The sequence below is a fragment of the Streptomyces sp. NPDC056144 genome (genome assembly GCF_042264145.1).
Taxonomy (GTDB): Bacteria; Actinomycetota; Actinomycetes; order Streptomycetales; family Streptomycetaceae; genus Streptomyces.
Window position 1 is genome coordinate 453,123 of the sequence record NZ_JBHJVF010000005.1, and the last position, 24,527, is coordinate 477,649.

The window sequence follows — 24,527 nt, forward strand, 5'->3', positions numbered from 1 at the left end:
GATTCCTTCGAACACCCCTGGCGCGACCTGCGGTTTCCTCACAGGATCCACACCACGTGCGCCTACCTCGCGCCCCACGGCGCGTCATAGCCTGCGGTCCTCATGGATTACTGCTATGCGTGCCGCAGACACCTCAACGGGGCCCTCGCCTGCGCCGGGTGCGGAACCCCCGCCGAGGAGCTCGCCGAGGAGCTGCGGTACGAGTCCCCGCGCGTGACCGTCGTGGCGCACGAACCCCCGGCCGTCCCCGTGGCCGCGGGCGGCGGGCGCGCGGCCACGCGCCGGGGCCGCCGGGCACGCGGACGGCGCCGCCGGAGCCGTACGGCCCTGCTCGGGGCGGCGGGCCTGGTCCTCGCGGTCGGGTCGCTCGGCGCCCTGAAGGCGGTCCTGGCGGAGCCGGCGACGAAGGGCGAGGCCACGGCGGTGCGGGAGCAGGAGGTCGCGGAGCCGGAACCCCTCCCCGAGGAGCCCACGGCCCCCACCGCGGACCCGTCGCCGACGACGGCGACCGCGACGCCGACGGCCACGGTGGCGGCACCGGTCGCCGCCACGGATCACGGAGGCGGTACGGCTCCGGCGGCGCAGGCCCGGACGGGAGAACCGGCACAGGCACCGGCGCGGGCCACGTCCGCGCCGGCCTCGGCGCGACCCGCGCCGACCACGGCCCCGGCCGAGGCGCAGCCTACGGCCGCCTCGACCGGTCCCTCGGAGACCCCGACGGCGGTCCCGTCCACGGCCCCGGCCGAGCCGGGAAAGCCGGCCAAGGCGACGGAGGAGGTGCCCACCGAGTCCCCGTCGGCGACGGCGTCACCGACGGCGACGGGCCCGGCCGCGACCGCCACCGTGACACCGGCCCCGGCCCCGACCCCCTCGCCCTCCCGGACGTGCACCCCGTTCCTGTGGTGGTGCGTCTAGCAGGCGTGGCGGGCGCTAGGCGACGTCCTCGCCGAGCATGCGCTTGAGCAGGTCCCTCAGCAGGGTCCGCTCGACCTCGGTCAGCTCGCCGAGGGGCTCGCGGGCGAAGTCCAGGGAGTCCCGCAGCCGCCGGGCCGTCTCCTTGCCCTCGTCCGTGGGCACGGCCAGCTTGACCCGCCGGTCGTCCGGGTCGGGCCGCCGCTCGACGAGGCCGCGGGCCTCCAGGCGGTCGACTATCCCGGTGATGTTGGACGGCTCGCACTTCAGCTTCTGGGCGATCCGCCGCATCGGCAGCGGGTCGAGCGAGAGCAGCCCGAGGACCCGGGCCTGCGCGCCGGTCAGCGAGTGCTGGGCGGCCGCCTGCTCGTACTCCTCGTAGTAGCGCGCCACGACCGTGCCGATCAGCTCGACGACTTCGAGGGTCAGGGGGTCCGTGCGTGTGGTGGCCATGGGTCACATCCTACTCGGATACTTGACAACATGAAATATCCAGGCGCATGGTTGTTTCAGTAAGTGAACCTTTCTTGCTCAGAAGCTTTCCTGGAGGCCGAGCTCATGTCCGTTCTTCCCGCGTCCAGCCGTGAGTGGCACCTCGTCGCCCGTCCGCACGGCTGGCCCACCGCCGCCGACTTCGCGCTGCGCGAGACGCCCGTCACCGAGCCGGCCGAGGGCCGCATCCTCGTGCGCAACCTCCACTTCTCGGTCGACCCGTACATGCGGGGCCGGATGAACGACGTGAAGTCGTACATCCCGCCGTTCCAGCTGGACCGTCCGATGGACGGCGGCGCGGTCGGCGAGGTCGTCGCGTCCAACGCGGAGGGCTTCGCCGTCGGCGACCACGTGCTGCACGGCCTCGGCTGGCGCGAGTACGCCGACGTACCGGCGCAGCACGCGACCAAGGTCGACCCCTCCCTCGCCCCCCTCTCGGCGTACCTGGGCGTGCTCGGCATGACGGGCCTGACGGCCTACGCCGGCCTGTTCGAGGTGGCCTCCTTCAAGGAGGGCGACACGGTCTTCGTCTCCGGCGCGGCGGGTGCCGTCGGCAGCCAGGTGGGCCAGATGGCGCGGCTCAAGGGCGCCTCCCGGGTGATCGGCTCCGCCGGCTCCGACGAGAAGGTGAAGTTCCTCGTCGAGGAGCTCGGCTTCGACGCGGCCTTCAACTACAAGAACGGCCCGGTCGCGCAGCAGCTCCGCGAGGCCGCCCCCGAGGGCATCGACGTCTACTTCGACAACGTCGGCGGGGACCACCTCGAAGCCGCGATCTCCTCGCTCAACGTGCACGGCCGCGCCACCATCTGCGGCATGATCGCGCAGTACAACGACACGGAGCCGGTCGCGGGCCCGCGCAACATGGCGATGATCATCGGCAAGCGCCTCCGCCTCCAGGGCGTCCTGGTCGGCGACCACTACGGCCTGCAGAACCAGTTCGTGCAGGAGGTCGGCGGCTGGCTCGGCTCGGGCGAGCTGAAGCACCGCGAGACCTTCGTCGAGGGCATCGAGAACGGCGTGGACGCCTTCCTCGGACTCCTCCGCGGTGACAACACCGGAAAGATGATCGTCTCGGTGACCCGCTAGTCTTCCCTCAGCCGTCGCGATCGTGGGCGCGAGTCGCGGCGAACTGACAAAGGAATCACCGGCATGTCCATCCAGCACTCCGACGTCCTCTACACCGCCGTCGCCACCGCCGAGAACGGCCGTGACGGCCGGGTCGCCACGGACGACGGTCAGCTCGACGTCGTCGTGAACCCGCCGAAGGCCATGGGCGGCTCGGGCGCGGGCACCAACCCCGAGCAGCTCTTCGCGGCCGGCTACAGCGCCTGCTTCCAGGGCGCGCTGGGCGTCGTCGCCCGCAACGAGAACGCCGACATCTCGGGCTCGACGGTCACCGCCGAGGTCGGCATCGGCAAGAACGACGACGGCTTCGGCATCATCGTCAAGATCTCGGCGACCATCCCGAACGTGGACGCCGAGACGGCGAAGAGCCTGATCGAGAAGGCGCACCAGGTCTGCCCGTACTCCAAGGCGACCCGCGGCAACATCACGGTCGAGCTCGCCGTCTGAGCTCGGCACCCGCACACTGGGTGAGGGCCGTACCCCGACCGACCGGGGTACGGCCCACTCGCGTACGGGGGTGTCCCCGGGCGCGCATAGGGTGTCCCCATGCGTGATCTCGGGGCGGGTTTCGGTTACCTCATACAGGGCCAGAAGTGGGTGGCGACCCACGGCCGCTGGTTCGGCTTCGGCCTGCTCCCGGGCCTGGTGACCCTCGTCCTCTACGTCGGCGCCCTCGTCGGCCTGGCCTACGGCGCGGACGACCTGGCGGCCTGGGCGACCCCGTTCGCCGACGGCTGGGGCTCCCCCTGGCTCGGCCTCTTCCGGGGCGCCCTGACGGGCCTGGTCTTCGGCCTCGGCTTCTTCCTCGCGGTGATCACCTTCACGGCGGTCACCCTCCTCGTCGGCCAGCCCTTCTACGAGTCCCTCTCCGAAGAGGTCGACCGCAGCGTGGGCGGCGAGGCGCCGGAATCCGGCCTCCCGCTCTGGAAGGACCTCTGGATCTCGGCCCGGGACAGCCTGCGGGTCGTCCTGCGGGTCGCGTTCTACGGCATCCTGCTCTTCGCCTGCGGCTTCATCCCCGTGATCGGCCAGACGGTCGTCCCGGCCATCGGCTTCTGCGTCTCGGGCTTCTTCCTCGCGGAGGAGCTCAGCGCGGTGGCGCTCCAGCGCAGGGGAGTGGAGCTCAAGGAGCGCCTGACCCTCCTCCGGGGCCGCCGCCTCACGGCCCTCGGCTTCGGCGTCCCCCTCGTCCTTGCCTTCCTGATCCCCCTGGTCGCGGTCTTCCTGATGCCGGGAGCGGTGGCGGGCGCGACCCTGATGGCCCGCGACCTGCGCGGCGAGACGGCCCCGGACGCTGACGAAGACGTCGAGGCCGACGAAGACACCGACCGGGTCAGGCCCTAACCCTCCACCACCGGATGCAGCTCCGGCCGGGCGTCCCACCACGTCCGGTAGAAGGGGTTGTTGTCCACGTTCGCCAGGTACGCCCGCGCCGCCGCCCGGTACAGCAGCTCCGCGTGCGGAGCCGGGACCGACGCCCGGTTCCAGGCGAGGCGGATGCGGCCCATGACGGGGTCGCCCTCCAGCGGGCGCAGGACCGTGCCGGCCGCCGCCGGTGCCGTCGGCTGGCTCATCGAGATCGCGCGGCCCGCCGCGATCAGGTCGTAGTGCATCTTCCGGTCGGCGACCCGGTGCCGCAGCACCGGCGTGAACCCGGCCCGCTCGCAGGCCGCGACCAGCGCCTCCGGCCCCCCGTCGTCGTCCTCCACGAGCGTCATCCACGACTCGCCCGCGAGCTCGGTCAGCGCGATCCGCTCCTTCGCCGCCAGCGGGTGCGCCGCCGAGAGCCGTACGCAGAACGGTTCCTTCGGGATCAGGGTCCGGGCCGTCGTCCCCTCCGGCAGCGGCACCTCGTGGTCGTTGACCTCCCCGTACAGCACCGCGTCGTACCGTCCCGCCCCCAGCTGCCGCGTCAGCGTCGTCGCCGAGTGCTCCACGGTCACCGACAGGTCCGGGCCCGTCATCTCCTCCTCCAGCTCCCCGAGGAGCCGGTCGACGAGGACGAGCAGGATGCAGCCGAGCCGCAGTGAGGTGTGCGGGGAGACGGCCCGCGCCCCGGCGGCGAGCGCGTCCATCTCGCCGAGCACGAGCCGCGCCTTCGAGAGGACGAACTCGCCCAGCGGCGTGGGCTCGACGCCGTGCCGCCCGCGGAGGAAGAGCTCCCCGCCGGCGACCCGTTCGATCCGTTTCAGCTGGGCCGAGAGCGCCGGCTGAGAGACCCCGAGCCGCCCGGCCGCGCGCCCCAGACTGCCCGCTTCCGCTATCCGGCAGACGGCTTCAAGATGCCTCAACTCCAGCTGCATTCGGGCAGCGTACGCAGCTCACGACGGCCGCACCATAACCCGTGTCTTATGCCGGATGAGATGTCCCGAAGTAGCCATGTCCACGCCCATACTCGGCGCGACGATCCGTGTCTCCCCGCAGCAACCCCCCGCACGAACACACGCGGTCGTCACCCGCACGATCAGCCGCGATCCCCACCCGGATCCCCACCCAGATCCCCACCGCGATCCCCACCCCGATCGGAGCACACGTTGTACCCCACCCGTCTCACGGCGACCGTCGCCGCGCTCGCGCTCTCCGCGAGCCTGGCGACCGCCGTCGCCGGCACCGCCTTCGCCGGCACCTCCGCCGTGCCCCAGGCGCAGCCCGCCCCGCCCGGGCACGGCAAGTCCCTCGCGCTCGCCGCCGCCGACCGGGCCGCGGACAGCGGTCTCGACGAACTGCGCCACAGCGCCGACGAGGAGCTCGTCCGCACCTCCGTCACCCCCTGGGACAACGGCCTGTACTACGCGGCCTACGAGCGCACCTACCGCGGCCTCCCCGTCGTCGGCGGCGACGCCGTCGTCGTCTCCGACAGCGCCGGCAAGGTCCGCGAGGTCACCGGAGCCAAGGCCCCCGCCATCAAGGTCTCCACCAGGGCCACCGTCACCGCCGAGGCCGCCCTCGCCACCGCCCGCGGGCAGCTCGCCTCCGTGGAGAGCGCGAGCGCCCCCGAGCTGACCGTCCTCCTCAAGGGCGGCAAGGCCGTGCTGACCTGGCACACCCGCGTCATCGGCCGCACCGCCGCGAACGCCCCGAGCGCCCTCGACACCTTCGTGGACGCCCGTACCGGCACGGTCGCCCAGGCCACCGACAAGGTCAGCCACGCCGACGGCCGCGGCTACCACAACGGCAACGTCACCATCGACACCGCCGCGGGCTCCATGACCGACACCAGCCGCGGCGGCTTCAAGTGCGGCGGCCAGAACGGCAGCGCGTACACGGGCTCCTCGCCGTGGGGCAACAACGGCGCCAACGACCTCGTCACCGCCTGCGTCGACATCATGTACGCGGCCCAGCGCGAGTCGGACATGCTCAAGAACTGGTTCGGCTACAACGGCATCAACGGCCAGGGCGGCATGGTCCCGGCCCGCGCCGGACTCTCCGAGGTCAACGCGTACTACGACGGTACGAAGACGACCTACGGCCGCAACCAGGGCCAGACCAACCAGCTCACCGGCATCGACGTGGTGGCCCACGAGTACGGCCACGAGATCTTCGACAAGACCCCCGGCAGCTCCGGCTCGTCCAACGAGAACGGCGGCATGAACGAGTCGACGGGCGACATCTTCGGCGCGCTCACCGAGCACTACGCCAACAACCCGAACGACACCCCCGACTACACCGTCGGCGAGAAGCTCAACTTCACGGGCAACAACCAGCCCATCCGCAACATGTACAACCCGTCGCTGATCAACAACGACCCCAACTGCTACACCCAGCTGACCTCCGGCACCGAGGTGCACGCCGCCGCCGGTCCGCAGAACCACTGGTTCTACCTCCTGGCCGAGGGCTCCAACCCGGGCAACGGCAAGCCCAACAGCCCCATATGTTCCGGCGGTCCGTCCTCCGTGACCGGTGTCGGCATCCAGAAGGCCGGCAAGATCTTCATGGGCGCGCTGCTCATGAAGACCTCCTCCTGGAACCACCTCGCCGCCCGCAAGGCGACCCTGACCAGCGCCAAGAACACCTACGGCAGCACCGAGTGCAACGCCGTCAAGGCGGCCTGGAACGCGATCGGCGTCCCCGCCCAGTCCGGTGAGACCGACTGCGGCGGCACCACCAACCCGGACTTCTCGCTCGCCCTGAACCCGACCTCCGGTTCGGTCCAGCCGGGCGCCTCCGCCACCTCGACGGTGAGCACCTCCACCACCGGCGGCAGCGCGCAGACCGTCCAGCTCTCCGCGAGCGGCGCCCCGAGCGGTGTCACGGTCTCCTTCAGCCCCTCCTCGGTGACCTCCGGCTCCTCCTCCACCATGACCGTCCAGGTCGCGGCGGGCACGGCCAACGGCACCTACCCGATCACCGTCACCGGTACGGGCTCCGCGACGCACACCGTCACCTACCAGCTGTCGGTCGGCACCACGACGCCGCCCACCGGCTGCGCCGGCACCCAGTACTCGTACCAGGGCAGCCTGACCTCCGGCCAGACCGGGATCCAGCCGAACGGTTCGTACTACTACTCCGCCACCGCCGGCACCCACGTGGGCTGCCTCCGCGGCCCGGCCGGCACCGACTTCGACCTCTACCTGCAGAAGTGGAACGGCTCCGCCTGGGCTGACGTGGCCGTCGGCGGCACCGCTACCGCCAACGAGGACACCAGCTACTACGGCACCGCCGGCTACTACCGCTACGTGGTCCACGCGTACAGCGGCTCCGGCGCCTACACGCTGGGCCTGAGCGCCCCGTAACGACGGGGGCGGGGGAGGCCGTCGCGGACCGGGGGTTCCGTGACGGCCTCACACCAAGCCGGAGGGCCGGGCGGTCGTATGTCCCACGACCGCCCGGCCCTCCGGTCGTCCGCGTCAGAGCCGGACGTCCGCGTCAGAGCCGCACGTCCGCCAGGACGAACCCGGCCTCCTCGCCGCCCGCGTCCGCGATCCGCTCCCCGTCCGGCCCCCAGGCCCCGGCCCCGCCGAGGCCCACGCCGTCCTCGTTGCTCCCGAGGACGTTGCCGAGCACCACGTACAGACCGAAGTCCCGGGCCCGTACCGGATACACCTTCTCGAACGAGTCGTTGCCCTCGGAGAGCACCGAACTCGCCAGGTACACCCGGCATCCGTCGGCGGCGGCCCGCTCGGCGAGCTCCGGGAACCGGTTGTCGTAGCAGGTCGCGAGCGCGAACCGGACGCCGTCGAGCGTGAACCGGCCGTCGGCCCCGCCCGGCACGAAGACCTCGGCCTCGATCCCGTACAGGTTCCGCTTGTCGTACCGGGCGAGGAGCTCGCCGTCGGGCCCCATGACGAGCGTCGCCAGCCCGACCCCCGAAGTGCCGCGCCGGACCGGTCCGTTGACGACGGCGGCCACCCCGGCCTCCCGGCAGGCCTCCCGCACGGGACCGAGCCGCTCGTCGTCCTCGGCGAGGACCAGCGAGGGCGTGTCCCGGATCAGCGTCGGCTCGTACCCCGTCAGGCAGAGCTCGGCGAAGACCACCACCCGCGCCCCCGCCTCCCCGGCGGCCCGCGCGAGCCCGGCGACCGTGCGGACGTTGGCTTCGATGTCCCCGGCGACCGGGGCGAACTGCGTGGCTGCGACGATCATGCGCTCATCATCCCGTGCCCGCCGTCCCGCGCCCACCCCTCCGCCGTCTCCCGCAGCAGCTCCAGGAACGCGGTCGCCGCGACCGTCGGCGTCGGCGGGGTCGCGGCGCAGATCCCGCGGTACGGCACGTCGTCCGGGTGGATCGTCACGAGCGTGACGTCCCGGGGGACGGACGTCGCCGCGAGGGCCGGTACGAGGGTGATGCCCAGCCCCGCCGCGACGGCGCCGAGCTTCGCGATCCAGTCGTGCGCCAGCAGCCCCGTGCGCGGCCGGAACCCCGCGGCGACCGCCGGGCGGAAGAGGGTGTCCGCCAGCCGCTCGGCTCCCACGATCCATTCCTCCTCGGCGAGTTCGGCGAGCCGCACCGCCCGCCGCCCCGCCTGCGGATGCCCCGGCGCGAGGGCCACGAGCATCGGCTCGTCGAGGAGGTGGTGGAGCGTCACGCCGTCCGGCGGGGGAGTGCCGGGGGCCGGGCTGACCACCGCGAGATCCTGCTCGCCGGCGGCGATCTGGCCCAGGTGCTTCACCGAGGGGCCCTCGGTCCGCGTGACGGTGACGCCCGGATGCCGCGCGCGGAACGCGGCCTGCGCGCGGGGGACGAGCGCCGCGTTGGCGCTGGAGAACGAGCCGAGCCGCAGCAGCCCGCCCTCCAGGGTCCGCAGCGCCTCCAGCTCGGCCCGGGCCGCGCGCAGCCGGTCCCGTACGGCCTCGGCGTGCGGGAGCAGCACCCGGCCCGCCTCGGTCAGGCGCACCCCGCGCGGCAGCCGCTCGAAGAGCACGGCGCCCGTCTCCTCCTCCAGGGACTGCACCTGCCGGGAGACGGCGGACTGGGTGTAGCCGAGCTCGCGGGCGGCGGAGGTGAAGGAGCCCGCGCGGGCGACGGCGAGGAAGGCTTCGTACCAGCCATGACCGATCTGCATGGACACCATGCTAGACATTCGCTTGTCGCATGGAGGCGGGGTTCGTAGCGTCGGGGGCATGGAGAACAACGACCTCACGCAGACGTCCACGCCGCGGCGGATCGCCTTCCTCGGCCTCGGCTCGATGGGGCTCCCCATGGCCCGCCGGCTCCTCGACGCCGGGCACCCGCTGACCGTCTGGAACCGTACGGCGGCCAAGGCCGACGGCCTCGTCGCCGACGGTGCCACGCGCGCCGCGACCCCCGCCGACGCCGTCCGCGACGCCGACGTCGTCGTCACGATGCTGGCCGACCCCGCCGCGGCCATCGCCGTCGCCGACGAGCTGATCCCGGCCCTGCGCCCCGGCACCCACTGGATCGACACCTCGACGGTCGGCCCGGACACCGTCCGCGCGCTGGCGGACCGGCTTCCCGAGGGGGTCGTCCTGATCGACGCGCCCGTCATGGGCAGCGTGGACCGGGCGGCCGCCGGCGAGCTGCTGATCCTCGCGGGCGGGGACACCGCGCCCGTCGCCCCCGTCCTCGACCTCCTCGGCACGGTCACGCCGTGCGGCGGCCCCGGCGACGGAGCCGCCCTCAAGCTCGTCCTCATCAACGCCGTCATCGGCGGGGTCGCCCTCGTCGCCGAGACCCTCGCGCTCGCCGAAGGGCTCGGCCTGCCCCGCGAACTCGCCCTGCGGACCCTCGCCCAGGGCCCCCTGGCGGGAGCCGTCGGCCGGGCCACGGCGACGGGCTCGTACTTCCCCGTCGCCCTCGCCGCGAAGGACGTGGCCCTCGCGACGGCCGCGGCGAAGCTGCCCGTGCTCGAAGCGGTCCACGCGGCCCTGACGGCGGACCCGGGACTGCTCGCCGAGGACCTGTCGGCCGTCGTCCGTTAGTCCTTCTGTCGGTCCTTCTGCCCCAGCAGCCGCAGGAAGTCCCGGAACGCCTCCGGCATGTCCACCGCCGACGGGTCGAGGAGCCACTGGTACTGGAGTCCGTCCATGACCGCCGTCAGGAGCGGCGCCGCCCGCTCGGGCGTGAGCCCGCCCGGCAGCCGCTCGCCGAACTCCAGCCGCAGCACCTCGGCCATGTTGGCCCGCACCTGCGCGTACCGCTCGGTGAAGAAGTCCCGGGCGGGGTGCCCGTCCGTCACGCTCTCGCCGAGCAGCGCGGAGAAGGTCTGCACGATCCCCGGCCGCATCGCGTTGTACTCGACGAGGGAGTCGAGCAGGTCGAGCCGCCAGCTCTCGGCGTTCCGGGCGCCGCTCGTGTCCCAGCGGTCGCGCTCCTCCAGGACGGCGACGAGCAGCGCCTCCTTCGTGGGGAAGTAGTGCAGCAGCCCCTGCTGGGTCAGCCCGACGCGCTCGGCGACGGAGCCGAGCGTGGCGCCCCGGTAGCCGCGCTCGGCGATCACTTCGAGGGCCGCCCGCAGGATCTCCGCGCGCCGTTCCTCGCTCTTTGCCCGCGCCATCGCCGTGGCTCCTTTCCGGAGGTCTTCCGGAGACCGTACCGTTCCGCTTGTCATAACAGAACAATAACGTTACCTACCGATCTACAGGTAGGTCGGTGCACGATGGAGGACATCGGGGTGATCTGTACGTCAACGAGGAGGTACGACGATGGTGGACGTGGACAAGACGGCCGAAGCCGCGCGTGAGGCGGCCGTCGAGGCGGCGCTCGGCAAGCTCGACCTGGACGCCAAGACCAGGCTGCTCGCCGGACAGGACATGTGGTCCCTGCCCGCACTGCCCGAGATCGGCCTGAAGTCCCTGGTCATGTCCGACGGCCCGATCGGGGTCCGCGGCGTCCGCTGGACCGCCGACGACCCGTCCGTCGCCCTGCCCTCCCCGACCGCGCTCGCCGCCGCCTGGGACCCGGCGCTCGCCCGCCGCGCGGGCCGCCTCCTCGCCCAGGAGGCCCGCCGCAAGGGCGTCCACGTCCTCCTCGCGCCCACGGTCAACCTCCACCGCACCCCGCTCGGCGGCCGCCACTTCGAGGCCTACAGCGAGGACCCGTACCTGACCGGCGAGATCGGCACCGGCTACGTCCAGGGCGTCCAGGACGGCGGCGTCGGCACCACGGTCAAGCACTTCGTCGCCAACGACGCCGAGACCGACCGCTTCACCGTCGACAACCGGATCGCCGCCCGCCCGCTCCGCGAGCTCTACCTCGCCCCCTTCGAGGCCATCGTCAGGAACGCCCGCCCCTGGGGCATCATGACCGCCTACAACCAGGTCAACGGCGTGACCATGACCGAGCACCACCACCTCGTCAACGAGGTCCTGCGCGGCGAGTGGGGCTTCGACGGCTACAACGTCTCCGACTGGATGGCCGCCCGCTCCACCGTCGGCGACATCGAGGGCGGCCTCGACGTCGCCATGCCCGGCCCGGGCACCGTGTACGGCGAGGCCCTCTCCGCCGCCGTCCGCGCCGGCGAGGTCGCCGAGACCACCGTCGACACCGCCGTACGGAACGTCCTGCGGCTCGCCGCCCGCGTCGGCGCCCTCGAAGGCGCCCCCGCAGCCGTCACCGAACTCCCGGCCGCCGTCGACGGCGACGCCCTCGCCCGCGAGATCGCCCGCCGCGGCTTCGTCCTCGTACGGAACGAGAACGGGGCCCTGCCCCTGGCCGCCGGCACCACCGTCGCCCTCTCCGGCGCCGCCGCCCGCGACGCCCGCGTCCTCGGCGGCGGCTCGGCCCAGGTCTTCCCCGACCACGTCGTCTCCCCGCTCGACGGCCTCCTTGCCGCCCTGCCGTCCGGCTCGCTCACCTACACCGTCGGCGCCGACCCGAGCGACGAACTCACCCCGGCCGACCAGGGCTTCACCCTCGTCGCCCGCTGCCGCGACGCCGAGGGCACCGTCCTCGGCGAGGGCACCCTGCCCAACGGGCAGGTCCAGTGGATCGGCGACGACCTCCCCGCCGGCGTCACCCACGAGGCCCTCGCCTCCATCGAGGTGGTCGGCCGCTTCACCCCGCGCGAGACCGGTGAACACGCCTTCGGCACCCGGGGCCTCGGCGCCTTCCGCCTCTCCGTCGGCGGCGAGACCCTCTTCGACGGCGTCCAGGCCCTCGGCCCCGAGACCGACCCCTTCGAGGCCTTCTTCGGCTCACCGGTCGAGCGCGCCAAGGTCGCCCTCACGGCGGGCGAGACCGTCGAGGTCTCGCTCCTCCACACCCTCGACAAGGAGTTCGCGGCCCCGCTCCCGGCCGTCATGTTCTCCTTCGTCCACCTCGGTCCCCGCCGTGACCCCGACGAACTGATCGCCGAGGCCGTCGAGGCCGCCCGCGCCGCCGACGCCGCCGTGGTCGTCGTCGCCACCACCGAGCGCGTCGAGTCCGAGGGCTTCGACCGCAAGGACCTCGCCCTCCCCGGCCGCCAGGACGACCTCGTCCGGGCCGTCGCCGCCGCCAACCCGAACACCGTCGTCGTCGTCAACGCCGGCTCCCCGGTCGAACTGCCCTGGCGCGAGGACGTGGCCGCGGTCCTGCTCAGCTGGTTCCCCGGCCAGGAGGGCGGCGCCGCCCTCGCCGACGTCCTCACCGGCGCCGAGGAGCCCGGCGGCCGCCTCCCCACCACCTGGCCGGCCGCCCTGGCCGACGTCCCCGTCACCGAGGTCACCCCCACCGACGGCGAACTCCACTACCGCGAGGGCGTCTTCATCGGCTACCGCGCCTGGCACCGGTCCGGCGCCGTCCCCGCGTACCCCTTCGGCCACGGCCTCGGATACACCACCTGGTCGTACGACTCCCTCACCGCCGGCCCCGAGACGGCCGTCGTCCGCCTCACCAACACCGGCGACCGCACGGGCCGCGAGGTCGTCCAGATCTACCTGGCGCCGCAGACCGACGGGCCCGACGCGCACGGCCGGCCGGAACGCTGGCTCGCCGCCTTCGCGAGCGTCGAGGCCGCGCCCGGCGAGACCGTCGAGGCCACGATCGCGCTGCCGCGCCGCGCCTTCGAGATCTGGGACGAGGAGAAGAACGACTGGGCGTACGTCCCCGGCGGGTACGAGGTCGTCGCCGCGCACTCCGTCGCGGACGCGCGCCTCACCGCCACCCTGGAGGTGTGACCCTCCCGAGAATGCCCCGGGGCGGAACCTGACGGCCGCCCCGGGGTCCCTCATCTCCCCGTGATCCGCTCGTACGCGATCTCCGCGAGCCGCGCCTGCCCCGCCACGCTCGGATGGAACCAGTCCCAGGCGCTCAGCTGCCCGCTGCCGAAGCGGTACGCGAAGACCGCCCCGCCGTCGTACCGGCAGAGCCGGTCCTTCGCGCAGACCTCCGCCAGGACCCCGTTGTACGCGACGACCCGCTCCCGTACGGCCGCCCGGCGCCGCTCCGCCGCCGCGCCGAGGTCGTCGGGGTCCGCCAGCATCGAGCCGCAGATCCCCAGCTTCCACACGTCGGGCCCCGCCCCGAGCCGCCCCGTCGACCACAGGTGCCGCAGGTCCGGCAGGCTCGTGACGTACACCAGCGCCTTCGGCGCGTCCTCGCGCAGCCGCGCGAGCGCCGTCTCGAAGGAGAAGCGGAAGTCGGCGACCGGGGTCATCTGCGCGGGCGTGGGCCGGCAGGCGTCGTTGGCGCCCATCATCACCGTCACCAGCCCCGGCTTCTCGGCCGCCGCCCGGGCCATCTGCTCCGGCAGCTCCGCCATCCGGGCGCCCGTCCGCGCCAGGTTCCACGTGCGCGTGGCCGCTTTCCCGGGGCCGAGCAGCCGCACCGCCAGGCTGTTCACGGCGGTGTCGGTACCGGTCGCCCAGGAGGCCTCGGGGCAGTCGGCCAGCACCGCGCAGGCGTCGAAGGCACGGGTCACGGAATCGCCGACGGCGGCGAGGGAGGCGGGGGCGACGTCCCAGGGGGAGGCGGGCGCGGAGGGCGTGGGGGAGGCGGGCGCGGACGGCGCGGGCGCGGGGGACGTGGGCGCGGGGGACGTGGGCGCGGCGGACGCCGTGGGCCGGGCGGACCCCGTGGCGGCCTTGGGCTCCGGCTGCTCCTCGGCCGCGCACCCGGCGCCGACGAGCACCGTGGCGGCCATCGCGAGCGCGAACGTCACACGCTTTTTTCCGCGACCGCGCATCCCCGGCCCCTCCTTTGCCGTCCTGCTGGGTGAAAGGTTGGTGTTCACCCGTCCCCGGACCGGTCGTACGTCACACCGATGTCGGTGCGGCACGGTAGCTTTTCCCCCGTCGAACCAGAGGCGCCTTTGCCGACCGGCTCCGGTAAATTACATCACGTCACATGCTGTCCCCTTTATGAGGGTTTGCCCTGGAGGTCCCGGTGACGACACGTGGAGTCCTGTACGTACACTCCGCACCGCGTGCGCTCTGCCCGCACGTCGAATGGGCGGTCGCGGGCGTCCTCGGTGCGCGGGTCCAGCTCGACTGGATCCGCCAGCCGGCGTCCCCCGGCACGTGGAGAGCCGAGTTCTCCTGGCAGGGCCAGACCGGCACCGCCTCCAGACTGGCCTCCGCGCTGCGCGGCTGGCAGATGCTCCGCTTCGAGGTGACCGCGGAGCCCTGCCCCACGGCCGAGGGCGAGCGCTACAGCGCCACGCCCGACCTGGGGATCTTCCACGCGGTCACCGGCATGCACGGCGACATCCTGATCCCCGAGGACCGGCTGCGGGCCGCCCTCGCGCGCTCGCTCCAGGGCGAGACCGACCTGGAGGCCGAGGTCGCCAAGCTCCTCGGCAAGCCCTGGGACGACGAGCTGGAGCCCTTCCGGTACGCGGGCGAGGGCGCCCCGGTCCGCTGGCTGCACCAGGTCGTCTGAGGAACTCCTCGCCGTAAAGGCCGATGGCCCCACCCTCACGGGCGGGGCCATCGGCCTTTTCACGGGGCCGGGTCAGGCGTGGCGGCCCTTCCTGCGGCGTCGCGCGGCGAGCGTCAGCCCCGTACCGGCGGCGACGGCCAGCGCGGCCGCCGCGCCGAGCGGTCCGGCGAGCGACCCGCCGGTGTCGGGAAGCTGACCGCCACCGCCGTGGTGACCGCCGCCGCCCGAGGTGCCACCGCCGGAGGCGCCACCACCGGAGGTGCCGCCACCCGAGTCACCGCCGCCCGTGCCGTCGGTCGGGCCGGGGGTCGGGGTTCCCGTGGAGTCGCTCGGCTCGGGCGTGGGCTCGGTCGTCGGCGGGGTCGTGGGCGGAGTCGTCGGCGGGTCGGTCGGCGGCGTCGTGGGAGGAGTCGTCGGCGGGGTCGTCGGGGGAGTCGTCGGCGGCTCCGTGGGAGTCGGCTCCTTGACCTCGGTCGTCGTGGTGCAGTCCGCGTCGCGGGCGGCGGTCGGGCAGTTGCCGCCGGGCTTGTCGCCGGTCACGGTGTTCGTCATGGTCTTGTCGCCGCTCACCGGGTCGTTGACGGTGACGGAGTACGTCAGCTTCACGCTCGCGCCGACCGCCAGGTCACCGGTCCAGCTCAGCTCCGGCTCGGCGTACGCGGGCGTGCCGCCGGCGGTGGCGGTGGCGTCGTCGTTGTAGGTCGCGTCGTCGATGACGTCGGTCAGGTCGTCGGTGAGGGTCAGTGCGGAGATCGGCGCGTTGCCGGTGTTGGTGACCTCGACCTCGTAGGCGACCTTGTCGCCGGGGGCGGCGGTCTTCCCGTCGTGGTCCGAGGTCTTCTTGATCTGGTAGGCGGACTTGGACGTCACCGTGTTGCGCACGGTGTTGCTGGTGCGCTCCTGGGAGCGGTCGGTCTGCTCGCCCTTGAAGGCGACCTTCGCGGTGTTGTCGAGCTTCGTCCCGGCGGCGGTGCCGGAGGCGACCTTCACCTTGAAGGTGACGGTGGCGGAGGCGCCGGGCGCGAGGTCGTCGGCGGTGCAGGTGACGGTGGAACCCTGGGCGGCGCAGTCCGGGTTGGACCCGGCGACGAACGTGGCACCGGCCGGGAGCTCGTCGGTGAGCGTGACGTCGGTGGCGGTGTCGAGGTCGTCGGTGCTCGGGTCGGACGCGTGCTTGTTCGTCAGGGTGAAGGTGTACGTGATCTCGCCGCCGGGGTCGACCAGACCGGGCGGGGTGTCGTTGGTGGCACCGGCCGGGTCGTTGGCCTTGACGATCTGGAGGTCGGGCTCGCGCGCCTCCAGGGCCAGCCAGACGGCCTGCGGGTGGAGGGCGTCGCCCGCGCCGTTGATCTGGAGCAGGGCCTGCGAGCTGTTCGCCGGGATCTTGCCGGTGACGTCGATGATCGGGGCGTCGTAACCGTAGTTGGTGACGGGGTTCGGGTCACGGGTGGTGATGTTGGTGCCGGTGCCGTCGGCGGCGACCTCGTCGATGCGGCTGGTGAAGGCGTTGTCGGTGGCGACGCCGTTCGGTCCCGGCATGGCCAGCGGGGTCAGGTTGTCGAGCGCGGAGCCGACGAGGGCCTGGTCGCCGGCGATCGGCGCGTCGCCGTCTCCGACGGTGACGCCCATCGTGGCCGCGGCCGGGGCGCCGCCCGGGGTGCGGATGCCCCCGAGGGTGAGGGTGGTGAGGTTGTTCGGGGAGCGGAGCAGCTGGAAGCCGTCCCAGACCTGGAGGTAGCGCAGCGGCTCCGAGGGGGCCTCGTAGGCGACGACCAGTGACCAGCCGCCCCAGCAGCCGACGTTGTTGCCGCCGAAGTTCTGGGCGGAGGAGCGTCCGGCGCAGGCCTGGATGTCGGCGACGGTGTACGAGCCCGCTCCGGCGGCCTTCACCTGGGCGGTGACGTCCGCGACGGCGCCGGCGGCCATCAGGGGCTCCGGCGGGGTGCCGCCGACCTGCTGGTCGAAGTAGTCGTAGGTGTCGGCGGTGACCTGCGTGTAGTCGCTGCCGCCGGGGACCTTCCAGGAGACGGTGTTGCCCTTGGCCAGGTCGCCGGGGGTGCCGCTGGTGCTGGTGTTCGTCGGGTTGAACTGCCAGTACAGGCGCGCGGAGAGGACGGTGGCACCGGCCGGGATCTGGAGCTCGGCGGAGGAGGCGTTGTTCCCGGGGGCGTTCGGGTCGGACTTCACGTACATCGTCCGGTTGTTGTTCGTGCCCTCGGTGTCGTTGCAGACGCTGCCGTCGCTGGGGTCGCAGGTCAGCACCGAGTTGGAGGCCATCGTCAGATTGCCGTGCGCGAGGAGCGAGACCACCGGATCGGGTCCGATGGGCCGCTGCGTCCCGGCCCCGCGCGGCGCGGCCTGCCCGGCGTCCGCGAGAGCGGGAACCCCCACGGCGAGCGCGGCCGCCGAGACGGCGCCCAGAAGGGAGTAAAGGGTGCGGTGGGGTCGTCCGCGCCTGTGGTGACGACGGGTCATGGGCGTTGCCTCTCGCGACCGGAATGGTACGAGTGACATCATCACACGCACATATGACCAGAAATGGACAAACGCGCACACTTATTTGCTTATCTGACGACACGCCAAAGGCCCGCCCCCCAAAGAGGGGAACGGGCCTGGGCCGAGCGGGGGCCGGGGTCAGACGGAGCGGAACGCCAGGACCACGTTGTGGCCGCCGAAGCCGAACGAGTTGTTGATCGCGGCGATCGTGCCCTGCGGGAGCTCGCGGGGCTCGCCCCGGACGATGTCCGCGTCGACCTCGGGGTCGAGGTCGTCGATGTTGATCGTCGGCGGGGCCAGGCGGTGGTGGAGCGCCAGGACCGTCGCGACGGTCTCGATGCCGCCCGCGCCGCCCAGGAGGTGGCCCGTCATCGACTTGGTCGCGGAGATCGCGACGTGGTCCAGGTCGTCGCCCAGGACCGCGCGGAGCGCCTTGATCTCGGCGACGTCACCCTGCGGCGTCGACGTGGCGTGCGCGTTGAGGTGGACGACCTCGGACGGCTTGAGGTCCGTCGACTCGAGCAGGTTGCGCATCGCGGCGGCGATGCCGCGGCCGGTCGGCTCGGGCTGCGCGATGTGGTGGCTGTCGGCCGACAGGCCCTGGCCGAGCACCTCGCAGTAGATCCGCGCGCCGCGGGCCTTCGCGTGCTCCTCGGACTCAAGGATCACGACGCCGGCGCCCTCGCCGAGCACGAAGCCGTCACGGCCCGTGTCGTACGGACGCGAGGCCTTCGTCGGCTCGTCGTTGTTCTTGGACATCGCCATCATGTTGGCGAAGGCGGCGATCGGCAGCGGGTGGATCGCGGCCTCGGTACCACCGGCGACGACCACGTCGGCACGGCCGGTACGGATCATCTCGACGGCGTAGCCGATCGCCTCGGCACCCGACGCGCAGGCGGAGACCGGGGTGTGGACGCCCGCCCGGGCGTTCACCTCCAGACCCACGTTGGCGGAGGGGCTGTTGGGCATGAGCATGGGCACGGTGTGCGGGGAGACGCGGCGGACGCCCTTCTCCTTCAGCACGTCGTACTGGTCGAGCAGCGTGGTGACACCACCGATGCCGGACGCGATGACGGAGCCGAGCCGCTCGGGCACGATGCTCTCGTCCTCGCCGGCGGGGGCGGTGTAGCCCGCGTCGGCCCAGGCCTCGCGGGCCGCGATCAGCGCGAACTGCGCCGAGCGGTCCAGCTTGCGGGCGAGCGGGCGGGGCAGGACGTCACCGGGGTCGACGGCGACCGGCGCGGCGATCTGGACGGGCAGTTCGGCGAACCGCTCGCCCTCCAGGGGCTTGACGCCCGAGCGTCCCGCGATCAGACCTTCCCAGGTCGATGCGGAGTCGCCACCCAGCGGTGTCGTTGCGCCGATACCGGTGACGACCACGGTGCGATTGGTCGAGCTCACAGGAATTGTTCTCCATGTGTGTGATGGTCGGAATTACGGCGCCACCGCCGGGTGGCGTACCGGGTCAACAGGGACCGAATCAGCCCTGGTGGCCGAGGATGTAGGAGACGGCGTCGCCCACGGTCTTCAGGTTCTTGACGTCCTCGTCCGGGATCTTGACGTCGAAGCGCTCTTCGGCGGCGACGACGACCTCGACCATGGACAGCGAGTCGACGTCCAGGTCGTCGGTGAAGGACTTGTCCAGCTGGACGTCCTCGACCGGGATGCCGGCGATCTCGTTGACGATCTCGGCGAGACCCTCGAGGATCTCTTTCTGGGTGTGAGCCATAGTGGCGCTCCTTCTTGCGGGGTTACTTCGGTAAGAGAAGGCGTACCGGAAGATCCGGTGGTGCCTAGGGGAGGGTAACGACCGTCGCGGCGTAGACGAGACCCGCCCCGAAGCCGATGACGAGCGCGGTGTCGCCGCTCTTCGCCTGTCCGGTCGCCAGGAGCCGCTCCATCGCGAGCGGAATCGAGGCGGCCGAGGTGTTGCCGGTGGTCTCCACGTCACGGGCGACCGTGACGTGCTCCGGCAGCTTCAGAGTCTTCACCATCGAGTCGATGATCCGCATGTTCGCCTGGTGCGGGATGAAGACGTCCAGGTCGTCCGCCGTGATGCCGGCGGCGTCCAGCGCCTGCTGGGCGACCTTCGCCATCTCGAAGACGGCCCAGCGGAAGACCGCCTGACCCTCCTGCGTGATGGCGGGGAACTTGATCTCGCCCTGCTGGTTCAGGGGGAGCTTGGACACGTCGCCGACCTGGAACTCGTTCCACGGCACGGTCTGCTTGATCGTCTCGGACTTGTCGCCCTCCGAACCCCACACGGTGGGGCCGATGTGCGGCTCGTCCGAGGGGCCGACGATCACGGCACCGGCGCCGTCGCCGAACAGGAAGGCCGTCGCGCGGTCCTCCAGGTCCGTCAGGTCGCTGAGCCGCTCGACGCCGATGACGAGGACGTATTCCGCCGAACCCTCGACGATCATGCCCTTGGCGAGGGTCAGGCCGTAGCCGAAGCCCGCGCAGCCGGCGGAGATGTCGAACGCGGCGGGCTTGCCCGCGCCGACCTTGTCGGCGATCTCGGTGGCGACGGCCGGGGTCTGCTTGAAGTGCGAGACCGTCGAGACGATCACGGCGCCGATCTGCTCCGGCGCGATCCCGGCGGCCGCGATGGCCTTGCCGGAGGCCTCCACCGACATGGCGGTGACGGTCTCCTCGGGGGACGCCCAGTGGCGGGTGGAGATGCCGGAGCGCGAGCGGATCCACTCGTCGGACGAGTCGATCTTCTCGAGGATCACCTCGTTCGGCACGACCCGGGTCGGACGGTAACCGCCGACACCCAGGATCCGCGCGAACGGTGCGCCCTTACTGGCCTTGATCTTCGACATGCTTGTCGACACTCCTTCTCAGACGGCCGCGTGCTGGGCGATGAGCGTACGGGCCGCGTCGAGGTCGTCGGGAGTCTTGAGGGCCACCGTGGCCACACCCGGAAGGGCGCGCTTGGCGATGCCGGTCAGCGTGCCACCGGGGCACACCTCGATCAGCGCGGTCGCGCCGAGCTCCTGGAAGGTCTCCATGCACAGGTCCCAGCGGACCGGATTGGCGACCTGGCCGACCAGGCGCGAGAGGACATCGGCGCCATCGGCGACGACCTGCCCGTCCTTGTTCGAGACATATCGTACGGACGGCTCCGCCGGGGACAGCTCGGCGGCCGCCTCCTGGAGCTTCGCCACGGCGGGCGCCATGTGGTGCGTGTGGAAGGCGCCGGCGACCTTGAGCGCCACGACCCGGCGGACGCCCTCGGGCTTGTCCGCCTCCAGGGCCGCGAGCTGCTCCAGCGTGCCGGCGGCCACGATCTGGCCCGCGCCGTTCACGTTGGCGGCGGTCAGGCCGAGCTTCTCCAGGTGCGGGACGGTCACCTCGGGGTCGCCGCCGAGCAGGGCCGACATGCCGGTCGGGGTGATCGCGGCGGCCTCGGCCATCGCGAGCCCGCGGGTACGGACGAGACGCAGCGCGGCGGTGTCGTCGAGGACGCCCGCGAAGGCGGCGGCGGTGAACTCGCCGACGCTGTGACCTGCGACGGCGCCGGGGGACACGTCACCGAGCGCGGCGGCCGAGAGCAGGCCGGCGGCGACGAGCAGCGGCTGTGCCACGGCGGTGTCACGGATCTCGTCCGCGTCCGCCTTCGTGCCGTAGTGGACGAGGTCGAGCCCGATGGCGTCCGACCAGGCCGCGATGCGGTCGGCGGCGCCGGGGAGGTCGAGCCAGGGGGTCAGGAAGCCGGGCGTCTGAGCGCCTTGGCCGGGAGCGACGAGTACGAGCACCCTCACACTCTCTCTTGGGGACGGCTCCCGGCGCCCGTGGGGACAAGGACGAAGAACCGTCGGGGTAATTGTTGGTCTTCGACAAAAGTCTAGGACTGGGGATCCGCGTCGGCCAAGCGTCCCAGAATGAGGGCGATCCGGAGCGTGAACGCCGAGCGGACGTCGGACGGCGACCATCCGGTGACGTCGGTCACACGTCGCAGCCGGTAGCGCACGGTGTTCGGGTGCACGAAGAGCATCCGGGCGGCGCCTTCCAGGCTGCTCGCCTGCTCCAGGTAGACACTCAGCGTCTCCAGGAGCGCCGAGCCCGCTTCCTCCAGTGGTCTGTAGATCTCCTCCACCAGCTGCTCGCGTGCCGAAGGGTCGGAGGCGATGGCGCGCTCCGGGAGGAGATCGTCCGCCAGGACCGGCCTCGGCGCGTCCTGCCACGCCGAGCAGGCCTTGAGACCGGCCGCCGCGGCCTGCGCGGAGCGGGTCGCCGCGAGCAGGTCGGGGACGACCGGACCGGCCACGACCGGGCCCGCCGCGTACGGGCCGATCAGGGACTTCGCCACGGCGAGCGGGTTGTCGTTGCCGCCGGCGATGACGACGAGCCGGTTGCCGAGGACGCCCGTGAGGACCTGGAGCTTCGCGTGCCGGGCGGCCCGGCGGATCGCCTCCACGGTCAGCTCGCTGTCGCCGTCGGGGGCGGTGCCGAGGACCACGCAGACGTGGTCGGGCGAGTTCCAGCCGAGCGCGGCGGCCCGCGAGACGGCGCCCTCGTCGGCCTCGCCGGAGAGCACCGCGTTCACCACGAGCGACTCCAGGCGCGCGTCCCACGCGCCCCGGGCCTCGGCGGCCTGCGCGTACACCTGGGCGGTCGCGAAGGCGATCTCCCGGGCGTAGACGAGCAGCGCCTCGCGGAGCACGGCCTCGTCGCCGGGGGCGGCGACCTCCTCGATCGCCGACTCCATGACCTCGATCGTCGTCCGGACCATCTCCACGGTCTGGCGCAGGGTGATCGCCCTGGTCAGCTCGCGGGGCGCGGTGCCGAAGACGTCCGTGGAGATCGCCTGCGGCGTCTCGGGCCGCCGGAACCACTCGGTGAACGCGGCGATGCCGGCCTGGGCGACCAGGCCGATCCACGACCGGTTCTCGGGCGGCATCGCCCGGTACCACGGCAGCGTCTCGTCCATGCGCGCGATGGCGCCGGCGGCGAGTCTCCCGGAGGACTGTTCGAGGCGCTTCAGGGTCGCGGCGTGCGGATGAGCGGCGTTCGTGGGTTCTGGCACGGGGACAAGACTGCCTTATCGGGGCGCCGACGTGCGGGGGCGGGGCTGATTCCGCTCGGCCGCCGGCCGCCGGGGGAGTGCCCGGGGAGGGTTACGGTGACCCCCGTGACACGTATCCGGACACGCATCCAGCGCGCGGACGAGCGGTACCCCGGGGGCGACCCCGCGGCCGGGATCGAGACCCGGCACGCCCTCTCCTTCGGGCCGCACTACGACCCCGACAACCTCCGCTTCGGCGCGCTCCTCGCCTGCAACGAGGAGCGGCTCGCGCCGGGGGCGGGCTTCGACGAGCACCCGCACAGCCACACCGAGATCGTCACCTGGGTCGTCGAGGGCGAGCTCACCCACCACGACACCACCGGTCACACCACGCTCGTCCGCCCCGGCGAGCTCCAGCGGCTCGGCTCCGCCGGCGGCGTCCGGCACGTCGAGCGCAACGACGCGGCCACGCCCCTGGTCTTCGTCCAGATGTGGCTGGCCCCGCTCGCGCCCGGCGGGGAACCCGCGTACGAGGTGGTGCGCGGGGGCGCGGGCTCCTGGTCGTACGCCCTTCCGGAGGCGGACGCGCTGCTGCACGTCCACCGCCCTCGCGCGGGGGAGCGGGTCGCGGTCCCCGCCGCCGACTTCGCGTACGTCCACGTCGTCCGCGGCACGGTCCGCCTGGACGGCGAGGACCTGGACGGCGGCGAAGGCCTGGACGGCGGCGAAGACCTGGGTCCCGGCGAGGACCTGGGCCCCGGTGACGCCGTCCGGATCACCGATGCCGAGGGGGACATCCTCGTGGCCACGTCCGACGCGGAGCTCCTGGTCTGGGAGATGCGGGACTGGCGCAAGGGCCTCGGCTGACCCACCGCCCGTCCGGCGCCGCCCCGGCTCTTCAGGCCAGCGCGCTCTTCGCCTTCCACTGCTCCCAGCTCAGGTTCCACGCCCCGTAGCCGTTGCCCTCCGCGACCGTGCCCTTCGTGTCGCGGCCGGTGATCTCGACGGGGTCGCCGACCCGCACGGAGGCGTAGAAGGAGGCCGCGTCCTCGTCGCTCATCCCGATGCATCCGGAGCTCTTGTTGGCCCTGCCGAAGTACGGCGCGTTCCACGGGGCCGCGTGCGCGTACATCCCCGACCAGGTCAGCCGCACCGAGTAGTCGACCATCTTGTCGTAGGCGTCGCCGAGGCCCACGGTCTCCGAGTTCATGTTGATCGTGCCCTCCTTCGCCATCACGACGGCCGTCCCCCGCCAGGACCGCTTGTCGCCGCCGGGGGTGCCGCCGGAGACCGGGATCGTGCGGACCTCCCGCCCGTCCCGCTTCAGGCTCAGCCGCTGCCGGTCCAGGTCGACCTCGACGACCTGCCCGGCGCCGACGGTGAAACCGGTGCGGTAGTCCCGTACGAACCAGCCGCCGCCCGAGTCCGTGCCGTTCAGGTCCGCTTCGAGGGTGACCTTCGTGCCCGGCTTCCAGTACTCCCGGGGCCGCCAGTCGATCCGGTCGCGGCCCGACCAGTCCTTCACCCAGCCCCACGAGCCCTCCGTGGAGTTCGAGGTGGTGACCTTCAACTGCCGCTCCACGTCCGCCTTCCTCGTCACCGGGAGGTCGAAGACGATCGACATCGGGTGCCCGATCCCCACCGTCGTGTTCTTCCCGGGCGCGAGGGTCAGCTTGTTGACCGCCTTGGGCTCGGGCGTCACGAAGGAGGACCGGGTCGTCGACTCCGCGCCGTCGGCGGCCCGGGAGACCACCTCCACCGTGTACGAGGTCCCCGGCGCGGCCTTGCGGTCCGAGGTCCAGTGCGAACCGCCCGCGCCCGTACGGCCGGTGAGGACCCCGCCCGCCGTGTCGGCGACCTTCACGGAGGCCAGGGTGCCGCCCGTCGCCGTCACCGAGACCGGCCGGCCGGCCGCCTTGTCCACGACGGTCACCTTCACCGGCGCGGCCGCCGGAGCCCCCGCGGACGGCGACGACGAGGACGACCCGGGTCCGCTCGCCGCCTGCGCGGAGCACGCGGTGAGCGAGACGGCGAGGGCGACGGCCGCCAGGGTGGGACGGGACACGCGAAGGGGCAGCACGAGGAACCTCCGGGGCGGGAGAGGAGTGGGAGAGGAAGGGGGGATGCCCGGACTGTAGGCCGAACGGGCCGTTCCCGCGCGCCGGAATCCCCGTGTGACCAGGGCTGCGGCGGAACGGTCATCGTCCGGTCACATCGGCCGCGCGGACCGGT

Annotated in this window: 22 protein-coding genes; 9 read left to right on the forward strand and 13 right to left on the reverse strand. The window is 72.6% G+C overall.

The window, feature by feature from the left end; genetic code table 11:
* The first annotated feature begins 102 nt into the window (after positions 1-102).
* On the forward strand, positions 103-915 hold the full coding sequence (locus tag ACFC0Z_RS18620) for a hypothetical protein (protein ID WP_376438795.1): 813 nt from the start codon (positions 103-105) through the stop codon (positions 913-915).
* 15 nt (positions 916-930) lie between these two features.
* Here ACFC0Z_RS18620 and ACFC0Z_RS18625 read toward each other — a convergent pair whose 3' ends face one another.
* Positions 931-1,365, reverse strand: coding sequence for a MarR family winged helix-turn-helix transcriptional regulator (locus ACFC0Z_RS18625; protein ID WP_376438798.1), 435 nt, complete (start codon positions 1,363-1,365; stop codon positions 931-933).
* A 105-nt stretch (positions 1,366-1,470) separates the two neighbouring features.
* Here ACFC0Z_RS18625 and ACFC0Z_RS18630 point away from each other — a divergent pair, with 105 nt between their 5' ends.
* From ACFC0Z_RS18630 to ACFC0Z_RS18640, 3 genes are all read left to right on the forward strand, one after another.
* Positions 1,471-2,490: an NADP-dependent oxidoreductase gene (locus tag ACFC0Z_RS18630; RefSeq protein ID WP_376438801.1), complete on the forward strand. Its 1,020-nt coding sequence runs from the start codon at positions 1,471-1,473 to the stop codon at positions 2,488-2,490.
* Between the two features lie 63 nt (positions 2,491-2,553).
* Positions 2,554-2,976: an organic hydroperoxide resistance protein gene (locus tag ACFC0Z_RS18635; protein WP_355738289.1), complete on the forward strand. Its 423-nt coding sequence runs from the start codon at positions 2,554-2,556 to the stop codon at positions 2,974-2,976.
* A gap of 99 nt (positions 2,977-3,075) precedes the next feature.
* Positions 3,076-3,873 (forward strand): EI24 domain-containing protein, encoded by a 798-nt coding sequence (locus tag ACFC0Z_RS18640; protein WP_376438804.1) that lies wholly within the window; start codon positions 3,076-3,078, stop codon positions 3,871-3,873.
* Here the strand turns inward: ACFC0Z_RS18640 and ACFC0Z_RS18645 are convergent.
* Complete coding sequence (locus ACFC0Z_RS18645; protein WP_376438807.1) at positions 3,870-4,832, reverse strand: LysR family transcriptional regulator; 963 nt, start codon at positions 4,830-4,832, stop codon at positions 3,870-3,872. The two genes, ACFC0Z_RS18640 and ACFC0Z_RS18645, sit on opposite strands and share 4 nt — an antisense overlap.
* Positions 4,833-5,063: 231 nt before the next feature.
* Here ACFC0Z_RS18645 and ACFC0Z_RS18650 point away from each other — a divergent pair, with 231 nt between their 5' ends.
* A complete protein-coding gene (locus ACFC0Z_RS18650; protein WP_376438810.1) occupies positions 5,064-7,262 on the forward strand; it encodes a M4 family metallopeptidase in 2,199 nt (732 codons plus the stop codon).
* A gap of 133 nt (positions 7,263-7,395) precedes the next feature.
* Here the strand turns inward: ACFC0Z_RS18650 and ACFC0Z_RS18655 are convergent, their stop codons facing one another.
* Positions 7,396-8,112 carry a carbon-nitrogen hydrolase family protein gene (locus ACFC0Z_RS18655; protein WP_376438813.1) on the reverse strand — a complete coding sequence of 239 codons (717 nt, stop codon included), beginning with the start codon at positions 8,110-8,112 and terminating at the stop codon, positions 7,396-7,398.
* Entirely contained in the window at positions 8,109-9,032 is a 924-nt protein-coding gene (locus ACFC0Z_RS18660) for a LysR family transcriptional regulator (protein ID WP_376438816.1), read from the reverse strand. The genes ACFC0Z_RS18655 and ACFC0Z_RS18660 overlap by 4 nt, the downstream gene beginning before the upstream one ends.
* 58 nt (positions 9,033-9,090) lie before the next feature.
* Between ACFC0Z_RS18660 and ACFC0Z_RS18665 the strand changes: the two genes are divergently transcribed.
* Positions 9,091-9,909 (forward strand): NAD(P)-dependent oxidoreductase, encoded by an 819-nt coding sequence (locus ACFC0Z_RS18665; RefSeq protein ID WP_376438819.1) that lies wholly within the window; start codon positions 9,091-9,093, stop codon positions 9,907-9,909.
* Here the strand turns inward: ACFC0Z_RS18665 and ACFC0Z_RS18670 are convergent.
* Positions 9,906-10,484, reverse strand: coding sequence for a TetR/AcrR family transcriptional regulator (locus ACFC0Z_RS18670; RefSeq protein ID WP_376438822.1), 579 nt, complete (start codon positions 10,482-10,484; stop codon positions 9,906-9,908). The two genes, ACFC0Z_RS18665 and ACFC0Z_RS18670, sit on opposite strands and share 4 nt — an antisense overlap.
* Positions 10,485-10,632: 148 nt before the next feature.
* Between ACFC0Z_RS18670 and ACFC0Z_RS18675 the strand changes: the two genes are divergently transcribed.
* The gene (locus ACFC0Z_RS18675; RefSeq protein ID WP_376438824.1) at positions 10,633-13,086 is read left to right on the forward strand and encodes a glycoside hydrolase family 3 protein; all 2,454 of its coding nucleotides are present in this window, start codon (positions 10,633-10,635) and stop codon (positions 13,084-13,086) included.
* A gap of 50 nt (positions 13,087-13,136) precedes the next feature.
* Here the strand turns inward: ACFC0Z_RS18675 and ACFC0Z_RS18680 are convergent, their stop codons facing one another.
* The gene (locus ACFC0Z_RS18680; protein WP_376438827.1) at positions 13,137-14,093 is read right to left on the reverse strand and encodes an SGNH/GDSL hydrolase family protein; all 957 of its coding nucleotides are present in this window, start codon (positions 14,091-14,093) and stop codon (positions 13,137-13,139) included.
* A gap of 200 nt (positions 14,094-14,293) precedes the next feature.
* Here ACFC0Z_RS18680 and ACFC0Z_RS18685 point away from each other — a divergent pair, with 200 nt between their 5' ends.
* A complete protein-coding gene (locus ACFC0Z_RS18685) occupies positions 14,294-14,788 on the forward strand; it encodes a DUF3145 domain-containing protein (protein WP_360802786.1) in 495 nt (164 codons plus the stop codon).
* Positions 14,789-14,860: 72 nt separating this feature from the next.
* Here ACFC0Z_RS18685 and ACFC0Z_RS18690 read toward each other — a convergent pair whose 3' ends face one another.
* The 6 genes from ACFC0Z_RS18690 to fasR form a co-directional block, all read right to left on the reverse strand.
* Entirely contained in the window at positions 14,861-17,263 is a 2,403-nt protein-coding gene (locus tag ACFC0Z_RS18690; RefSeq protein ID WP_376438830.1) for a hypothetical protein, read from the reverse strand.
* Between the two features lie 159 nt (positions 17,264-17,422).
* Positions 17,423-18,685: a beta-ketoacyl-ACP synthase II gene (gene fabF / locus ACFC0Z_RS18695; protein WP_376438833.1), complete on the reverse strand. Its 1,263-nt coding sequence runs from the start codon at positions 18,683-18,685 to the stop codon at positions 17,423-17,425.
* 79 nt (positions 18,686-18,764) lie between these two features.
* Complete coding sequence (locus ACFC0Z_RS18700) at positions 18,765-19,013, reverse strand: acyl carrier protein (RefSeq protein WP_376438836.1); 249 nt, start codon at positions 19,011-19,013, stop codon at positions 18,765-18,767.
* Between the two features lie 64 nt (positions 19,014-19,077).
* A complete protein-coding gene (locus ACFC0Z_RS18705) occupies positions 19,078-20,109 on the reverse strand; it encodes a ketoacyl-ACP synthase III (protein WP_376438839.1) in 1,032 nt (343 codons plus the stop codon).
* Between the two features lie 18 nt (positions 20,110-20,127).
* Positions 20,128-21,045: an ACP S-malonyltransferase gene (locus ACFC0Z_RS18710; protein ID WP_376438841.1), complete on the reverse strand. Its 918-nt coding sequence runs from the start codon at positions 21,043-21,045 to the stop codon at positions 20,128-20,130.
* An 89-nt stretch (positions 21,046-21,134) separates the two neighbouring features.
* Positions 21,135-22,316 carry a fatty acid biosynthesis transcriptional regulator FasR gene (fasR, locus tag ACFC0Z_RS18715; RefSeq protein WP_360802768.1) on the reverse strand — a complete coding sequence of 394 codons (1,182 nt, stop codon included), beginning with the start codon at positions 22,314-22,316 and terminating at the stop codon, positions 21,135-21,137.
* 105 nt (positions 22,317-22,421) lie between these two features.
* Between fasR and ACFC0Z_RS18720 the strand changes: the two genes are divergently transcribed.
* Entirely contained in the window at positions 22,422-23,162 is a 741-nt protein-coding gene (locus ACFC0Z_RS18720) for a pirin family protein (RefSeq protein ID WP_376438845.1), read from the forward strand.
* Positions 23,163-23,193: 31 nt separating this feature from the next.
* Here ACFC0Z_RS18720 and ACFC0Z_RS18725 read toward each other — a convergent pair whose 3' ends face one another.
* Positions 23,194-24,375: an Ig-like domain-containing protein gene (locus ACFC0Z_RS18725; RefSeq protein WP_376438848.1), complete on the reverse strand. Its 1,182-nt coding sequence runs from the start codon at positions 24,373-24,375 to the stop codon at positions 23,194-23,196.
* Between the last annotated feature and the right edge of the window lie 152 nt (positions 24,376-24,527).